The following is an 8184-nucleotide window of genomic DNA, read 5'->3' on the forward strand; positions in this document are numbered from 1 at the left end:
AAGAAAGTTAAATCCTGTGCTTGACTCTTGTGGTTAAAAACAGGACATTTTAAATGGTTTATCGCATAGACATTTTAATTGGTGAATAACAGTATGATATTTCTTATTATATATCAGTATATTAAATTAAGCCGTTCTGGAGTATAGGGCACCAGAACGGCTTTTTATTGATTATTCATGTTCCACGCTTATTTACCAACCAATGTTCCACGGTTTTATGCAATCTAATTTAACCATAAAGTTTTAATTTTAGAAAATTAATATGAGACTTGATAAAAAAACCACCAATAATCGCGGTTTCTTTCAATGACAACTTATGTGTCGTTCAATGACATTTTATGCGTCGCAAATGACAACTTATGTGTCGCGTGACGTTATCCGCTTTAAATAAACATTTGATGATTGGATGTTTTTCAAAATCAGTTCGTGCTACTTCAAAATTGTCACGCTGCATTGAAGGTGACATTTCTTCTGCAACATGACTTTATGCTGAATAATATTTAATAATAGCAAACTAAGCATAATAGGCACAAAAAACTGTTAAAGCGGTTTTAATACTTCTGTAGTAATTTTCAGGTTTCCACGCCCGATTACAGATTTTGCTGTAACCTAATTATCAAATGGGTATCTTTTTCTTTGATCAAACCAAATTAGAATATTTTATTGATTTGTAAATGAAAAATATAAATAAATAAATAAATAACGTATGGATCAAATTGAAAGCGAAGAAAAAAATCAAATTCGCGGATTTTCAGGCCTTTTAATCACTTATTAAGCTTAGGCTATTTCACCTAAGGAATCATGTTACATAGCTTCCAGCAGCAGACAAAACGCAATGGATAATGCGATGTTTTTCGGTTCTGTTGATCCATAAAAAATACTTAAGTCTCTATTATTAAGCTATAAATGAGCAGCAAGAAATTTTTCTAGTCAGGTAAATGATATTATGCACACGTAGCTATCTCGAACAAATTCACAGAATTTGGCTGCACTTACATCCAAATTGTCATTTGAAATTAGCTCAATTAAGGTAGCGCTGTCTTTCAAACCTTTGTGTAACAAAGCGTGCATAAGTCATATATACTTAGATTCAGATATGATCTCCAATCGCTAAATATCGTACACTCAACCACGCAAGTACCCATCGCACGGCGCTTAATGACGCTTGTTGAGACATTATTCTAAAATAATCATATTTATTATGTTTTATCACTACCGGAAAAAACTGATGTTCTATAAGAAGTGAAAGCATAGGTTTATCTTCTGCCGTAAAATGCATCAATACTTTTGTTACATTACTCTCATACAACCATTTTTTTATTAACCAATTATAAGTGTCTGATTGGTTTCGTTCTAAATAATCAAATCGCTCTAAAATTTTTTGTGCGGAATTAAAATCTACAGCACTTAGTAATTCAGGCAAACGTGCTAACTTTCCTTGTGTCAATAATGGATGTCTTCCTATATTTGAACCACGTTTACCTGAAGGAATGTTTGACATCGTAATTAAAGCTCTCTTCCAGGACTCAATATCTAATTGTGGCTGCCCCTGCCCAGAAATAAGATACCGCTCAATATCTTCAATATTTTGAAATAGTTCGTGTTTAATTACTTTACCCGTCGAATTTCCTCTTTTTTGAGCATAGATTACCCACCTCTGAGTTTGTCTTTTTTTGAGTACATATTTTTCGATGGTATCTCTCAACTCATATTTTAGATTACTATTCTGTTGGTTAATCGCTTGGAAATGCCTGAATAAATTACTCCGACTCATGACTCGCTTAAAAAATGCAGTATGTAAATTGGGTTGCTGTTGTTGCATGCTATAGGCATAAGTAGCTAGAAATAAGATATGAATATAATGCTTTAATGTTGTCGATTCATGTAAATGTCCAAGTACTCGACCAATCGCCTTAATCCCTTGACCGACCTGTCCTTCATTGCCTACTAGCGTATTAAATTGTTCATTCGATGGCATCCAATTTTGTAGCCATGGCAGTTCTATCGTGAGCACTTTAAAATCCACCACTGTTTGCAAACACTTTAAAGTATATGCACTTGCAAACGTATGTCTTAAATGATGTAAGCTGAGATCAACATCTCCAGTGACTTTCTTTAATATTTGAGATATTTGATCAAAAAAAGGCTTATGTTCACTGTTCTCATCAGACATTAATATCGAATATTTTTTATTTTGATAAACATCATCTAATCCCTTTTTAATCGTCTGACTTAATAAATTCATCGGAACAACACGTTCTGATCCGAGTGTTTTTAGCTGATGCTCACCATAAGGACGAATTCTGAGCATATCCTCATCAATATCTAAGGGCCGTAAATGAAGTGTCTCTGAACGGCGTACACCCATCGCCGCAGATAAACGAAAATGACGCTGAATCTCTAGACGTAAAACAGTATCATTCACCCCAGATTCTACAGATTGTAATATTTGAACGATCTGCCGCACTTCATTTTTTGAAAAAACCTTAGCACTTGCTTGATGCGCTGTACGCTTGTGTAACTTTATACGATCATCATTTAATTGAATTAAAAATTCTCTAAAGCGATTCCACGCAGCGAGATGCTTGCGGTGTGGAAAATGCTCTTGCGTCAACTCCATCCATTTTTGAAATACATCTTCATCAATCTGGCTATCTTTTGTTAAATCTTCTGAAAACCCCAATATACCTGCACTGACGATGGCCAAATGTAGATGAATCATATTTCGATTCTGTAGACTTAACTCTTCTGCATCACAGCGTAAAATCAACCATTGCACAAAGCATGTTAATAAATTGACTGAGTAGTGATTCGTTTTATTACTAGCAAGCTGTTTAAGCCAAATGCTTGATCTAGACTCACCTTTTAGTTGCTGAATCATCGCTAAAATATCAGACAAATGTAGTTGCTCATCGCCTATTTCTATTTCACTTTCTGGCTCAGTGCTATCTAAACCTGTGGTTAATTTTTCATATTCGGATAATCGTAATAATTCATTTATTGAAAGATCTTCCGTCAGGACTTGGCCTGATATATAACCTGCAATCAACGGAGTGCTATTTAACATCACCTTTTGCTGTAAAGCTTTCAACCATTGAGCTAACGATAGAGTTGACTTAAGCCCTATTTGTTTTAAATATGTATTAAAACACTTTTGCCAAGCCGTTCTTTGTTGATTTCTTGACTGTGCTAAAATCTCTTTTAATCGGGGCTGTAGATACTGTCGGTCTACTAATATTAAAGTCGAGACATAAGGACTTAACAGTACTGTACGGCGTATCTTCGTCACAGATCTATCATTATTCACTGTTAGCTCAACGAGCCGACTATTCCCCATAGCGACTATATATTGATCAGAAGCAATAAACTCCAACATCGCTTGTAAATGGCTCACTCTGCACAGTTGTGAATACATGGAGAGTACAACCAGCAAACGTCCTATTTCAATATCACAATTTTGATGTTCAGGTAAATGTTCTAAATCCTTCTGAATAAGATCAAGTAAGTTTTGTTCAGTATAACTCCATGTACTAAAACTATTTTCAGATGTCAGCCACGTACGATTAGCTTTTTGAGGAAGTTGAACGAATAAAGGAATTTTAGTTTTATCGCGAATATAAGCACAATATGCCTTTATGGCTTCTGGCAAATCAATGTTTGTATTTTTAGCTAAATGGGAAGCTAATACATGTCCAAGCTCTAAAGCTACTTGTGGCTCAGGATTTTCCTCAAAAATCAACGGACAATAGGACTCATACTCTGAGTTTTTCAGCCATTCTTTTACATCATTCTCTGAATATTGTATTCTCAGCTTCGTCTCTACTTGAGCTGTTTTAGTCTCTTGGGTTAAAACAAATGTTGGAATATGCTTGATTTTAAAAAAATCAAAACCTTCAAGACATTCGAAACCTAATTGTTTTTGCAAGTTTTCTTGTACATCAAGCCACTGTTGTTGAAAAGCTGATACAGGAAATACAGATAACATATCCCATGGATGACGACCCCGTATCCAGTGCCCAAGTCCAGCGTCCTTGAACCGTCCAGGTAACTGATTATAATCAGAGCGAACCAACTTCCGTGCCCAATTTCTAACTAAACCTTCAATCTGATGAGGAGCACAAAGTTGCACAGCATAAGATGATAAATCAACACGTGGTTCAATTTGCTCCCCTAGCATTCCCATCAAACCACGTAAACCTTGAATCTGTTTGATCAACGCTTGCGTCAATGGCACATAACGATCGGTTGATTCATCTTGATGATGTTTATCTTGAATCAATGCCCAGCCTTGCTGACTGATCCACTTTGGAAAGGGCTGCTTAATTCCTCGTCCTGCAGTTGCAAGATTCATCCATAATGCTGTATACAACGTCAAGCTATCAAAGAGCACCTGCCAATTTTTATGTTCAGAAGCCTGATTTATTCTCTTTTTTATTCGTGTAATTTCATTTTGTATTTCAACAATCTTTATTCCAATTGGGCTACCCACACGCTTATTGGAAGAGTATATATATTCAGGAATATTAATTTTTATCGTTCTTAAACAAGCAGCCCAGAGTTGCTCAAGTTGCCTCTGTTCAAAAGAGGCATAATGAATCAAGTTATCATAATTTCGACCTGATGCATTAGTCACTGCTTTAACGACAGCTAAATCACCTTGGCTATGATCATATAACAACCGTGGAAGAATATCTCGAATGCTTTTGAGGCTGATTTCTAGCTCTTTAGGTACACGGTTAATCAGTTCACTCACGTCACGTTCAACTGCCATATGATGTCTTGTAATCCCAAGATTTTTGACTTGACTCACTAAATCATTGAGTTCAATCGGTAAAACCAAATGTAATTCATTGGTCCATGGCACATGAAATTTAGAATCTTCTGGTTTTTTTTTGAGTGTCGGTGTCCCTGCAAACACACTTAATACATACGCAGATAAAGTATGATCATACTGAATAGCAATATTATTCTGATCTGCATTTTGACTAAAACGAGGCGCTGTTAATTCACTCACCGAACGTCCTGTGAGTAAACTTAATATTAAAGCTAATTTTGCACGTAAAATTAAGCTGGTATCAGTATGAGATGGTTGACAGAGCCTAAATATTTCTTGAATTGAAATTAAGGACAATCGCGATTTGGTCCAAACTAAACCAACATTTGCAGCTTCAATATGTTGAGAAGTAGATTTAGAGGCATAAAAACCTCGAATTAAATCGGATTGTTCTGCCAAAAAAAATGTAAACAATGGCTCCAATGGTGTTTCATCTTCTTCAATCTCATTATCCTCAAATACTTCAGATACTAGACCACGATGAATTTCATCTACATCCTCTAAAGGTTGAATAGCAATACTTAATGAGCCGTATCGTTGCAAGATCAGTTTTCTATGCTTTAACCCTATACGGTGTAAAAATTCTCGACGTTTCTTCTTATTTTTTAGTGGATCATTTTGCCAAATTTGGGATAAAAACAGCTTTAATATATAAAAAACATCATTTAATCGTTTATCTTCAGAACCAGCAGACATCAAATGAATCAGTTGTTTCGGTGAATTTTGAATAAGTAATTCTTTGACTTGTTCTAAAATATACTCATTACCTTGATCACCCAACAGCCTGATTGCTAAAAAGGCGTTATACACACGAGATCCTTTTTGAGCTTTCAGCTTTATGCTTCCATCACCCTTTAAATAACTACTATAAAGCCCTAGGGTATGTACTTTTTTTTGAAAGTGAAATATTTGCTCTAAAAACCAAATAATTACTGTATCAAAACTCTCATTATTTCGACTTCGTCCTGCTTGAATCAATAGCAAATCACAAATTCCACTGTCTCCAGTGTATGGACGTAATGGCGTGGGTGTATGTGTGTTTCTATCTATTGTTTCTGAGAAAAAATGTGCATATTCCTCAGAATCCTGCAATCTACTAATGATCTTTAACGTATTAAGCTCATCACGAAATTCTGGTAATTCATCATCCCCAATCAATGTAAAGATTCGCTGACAAATGACAACAATGCCAGCTAAGCTATAGTGTGCACGCAACAAAAATAATGCTTGGATCAGTTCTTTTTCTTCTATATTTTCATTCTGATTAATACATTCTAGGAGCTTCTTGAAATAACTTTTCATGAACTACTCCGAATACGATAGACTCTTGCCTTCTTCAAGTCTGTTAAAGCCAAAGCAACTTCTGCCATTGGTGCCACACGAACAATTTGCTGCTGATATTTTTGATAAAGTTCCTCCAGTCGAGGTAAAAATACAGAAAAGTTAGCTAAATGAAAATATGGTTGCACAGACTTACCCAGCTCTTTCACTTTAATTCTTTCTAATGGCAAAAGCTTCTGGGCGATATAACCAGCTAAAACATTTTCGATTAAAAAATTACCACTCACCACCGGTGATGCCCAATTAACCAATTCTTGAACAAAGGAAATCGGCAGCTTTTTCAAAAAATGCTGTGTATTTAAAAATAAAATCATTTCTTCTGGATCTAAACTCTTTAGTCGAAGTTGGCCTGCAACCACCATCTTGTCCTGTGCTTTATCCACTTTAGCCCAGTGTCTTCTTTTCACACTATCCTTTAGAGTTTTTACCTTACATAAGTCCCTATCGACAGCAAGCAGTAACTTACGATATATCGCGAGCAGTAGTAATGCTTGATTTTTAATTTTTTCTGAAAACACCCGGCTCATTTCCTCATTGAGTAACATCATTTTCAAAACTAAAACTGGGCATGGTTTTTCAAACCTGCCTTCAGAAATTGTTAATGCATCAATGAGCAATGGTGTCATCATTTTTTTCTGCACAGGTAAGTTATTTTTAGCGTCACAATAGTAGAATAACACAGTCCCAAAATTAACAAAATTAAATCAAATAAATTTTATATTAAATAAAAAAGTATTTGATTTATATAATTTATTTACTAACTTTATTTTTATACTAATTCATCAGCTGCGATATCTTCTTCGACCGCTTCGTCCCAAAGATGGATTTGTTTGGCCGTTAAGTGTTCATTCTTCTGGGCGAACTTATGCCGTTTAAACTGCGCAAGTTCATGCTCGTATTTTTGATTGAGAATAGAGAGAGATTTAACTTTAGAATCTAATTGCTGATTGGTGACTTCAAGATGTTGAACTCTGGCATCTAATTGCTGATTTGATTATGCTAAAGACTGATGCTGCATCGCCAATTGCCGGGTAAATTCCAGCAGTTGTTCATGGGTCAGTTGGCTTAAATCAGGCAGCGTATTCATGGCCGCAGTATGCTTGAGGTCATGACGCAGAGGAAATAGAATGTTTGGAGAATAGCAGAATGGCCGAGCTTGGTTTAGAGCATTGTTACCACTTGCTGCAGACCGATTCTTTGCCAAGCTAAACCTTGGATCAGTGCTTGTAAGTGCTCCGGGCTGAGGGCCACGGTTTCACCCTGGTGAACTTTAGCGCAGTGGAATTTTCCCTGTTCCAGCCGCCGGGCACACAGCCAGATGCCCAGTCCATAATGCACCAGCACTTTCATGCGATGGTCACGTTTGTATTACAGAATAGGTAAGCACAATGCGGTTTGATATAGCCAAAGGCTCTCAGCACCTGAGCCATGACAGTATCCATACCTGCTCGCATATCCAGAGGTTGGGTAGACAGCCAGATTTCATCGATACGGATCATGTTGCAAGTGCCTTGAGTAATTCTCCTAAAGCAGATATTTCTGATACTTGCCATTTCAAGCCAATTTCTGATTTTGAGTGGGGTAAAGTAATTTGAACCGTTAACATGTCAGTAGGAGTAGGATCTAATGGTGCAGAGCAAGATAAAGCAATAAATGCAGGTTTATTCGGTAGTGGTGAGCGATCATTTCTCTAGCTTACCATCAATTAAGCGAATCCAGTTGGATAGGGGATTTGTATTCAATCCATGTTGCAAAGCGACTGAAGCAATTGAAACGTCCGGCGCTTTACAAGCCTGAACGATCTGCTGTTTAAATTCAGCACTGCATGTTCTTCGTTTTTTCTCAAGAGATGTGATGGATGTCTAGGGTGTGTTGACACTTTTAGTTTAAAAAAATAGCGAAGTAGTAAAATCAAATCTTTACTATTCGCTATGCCTCGTACCATGCTGACAGATCAACACTGGCAAAAGTTGAAAGTTATTCTGCGTAATTTATCCATTCACCACAAC

General features: G+C 36.4%; 4 protein-coding genes and 3 pseudogenes. 1 reads left to right on the forward strand and 6 read right to left on the reverse strand.

Features of this window, described 5'->3' with window-relative positions:
* Positions 1–1090: 1090 nt before the first annotated feature.
* The 6 genes and pseudogenes from NI468_RS15560 to NI468_RS16360 all read right to left on the reverse strand — a co-directional run bounded on the left by NI468_RS15560 (position 1091) and on the right by NI468_RS16360 (position 8031).
* Complete coding sequence (locus NI468_RS15560; protein ID WP_004733263.1) at positions 1091–6136, reverse strand: tyrosine-type recombinase/integrase; 5046 nt, start codon at positions 6134–6136, stop codon at positions 1091–1093.
* Entirely contained in the window at positions 6133–6804 is a 672-nt protein-coding gene (locus tag NI468_RS15565; RefSeq protein ID WP_004733265.1) for a hypothetical protein, read from the reverse strand. Before NI468_RS15565 ends, NI468_RS15560 begins: the two co-directional genes overlap by 4 nt.
* A 146-nt stretch (positions 6805–6950) precedes the next feature.
* A pseudogene (locus tag NI468_RS15570) lies at positions 6951–7262 on the reverse strand (IS66 family transposase); the annotation flags it as partial.
* A 74-nt stretch (positions 7263–7336) separates the two neighbouring features.
* On the reverse strand, positions 7337–7525 hold the full coding sequence (gene tnpB / locus NI468_RS15575; protein ID WP_004647767.1) for an IS66 family insertion sequence element accessory protein TnpB: 189 nt from the start codon (positions 7523–7525) through the stop codon (positions 7337–7339).
* Entirely contained in the window at positions 7522–7674 is a 153-nt protein-coding gene (locus NI468_RS15580; RefSeq protein ID WP_004647769.1) for an IS66 family insertion sequence element accessory protein TnpB, read from the reverse strand. The genes tnpB and NI468_RS15580 overlap by 4 nt, the downstream gene beginning before the upstream one ends.
* Positions 7671–8031 (reverse strand): annotated as a pseudogene (locus tag NI468_RS16360) (transposase). The gene NI468_RS15580 and the pseudogene NI468_RS16360 overlap by 4 nt, the downstream one beginning before the upstream one ends.
* 75 nt (positions 8032–8106) lie before the next feature.
* On the opposite strand from NI468_RS16360, the pseudogene NI468_RS15590 reads away from it, so the two are divergent.
* Positions 8107–8184 (forward strand): annotated as a pseudogene (locus NI468_RS15590) (IS5/IS1182 family transposase); the annotation flags it as partial.

Origin of the sequence: Acinetobacter lwoffii, assembly GCF_024129355.1 — a bacterium.
In the GTDB taxonomy this organism is placed as follows: Bacteria; Pseudomonadota; Gammaproteobacteria; order Pseudomonadales; family Moraxellaceae; genus Acinetobacter; species Acinetobacter lwoffii_I.

What these genes read in the sequence shown, in the direction of transcription:
- tnpB (WP_004647767.1), bottom strand. Translation starts at nt 7,525, where the DNA reads ATGAAAGTGCTGGTGCATTATGGACTGGGCATCTGGCTGTGTGCCCGG.
- NI468_RS15560 (WP_004733263.1), bottom strand. Translation starts at nt 6,136, where the DNA reads ATGAAAAGTTATTTCAAGAAGCTCCTAGAATGTATTAATCAGAATGAA.
- NI468_RS15565 (WP_004733265.1), bottom strand. Translation starts at nt 6,804, where the DNA reads ATGATGACACCATTGCTCATTGATGCATTAACAATTTCTGAAGGCAGG.
- NI468_RS15580 (WP_004647769.1), bottom strand. Translation starts at nt 7,674, where the DNA reads ATGATCCGTATCGATGAAATCTGGCTGTCTACCCAACCTCTGGATATG.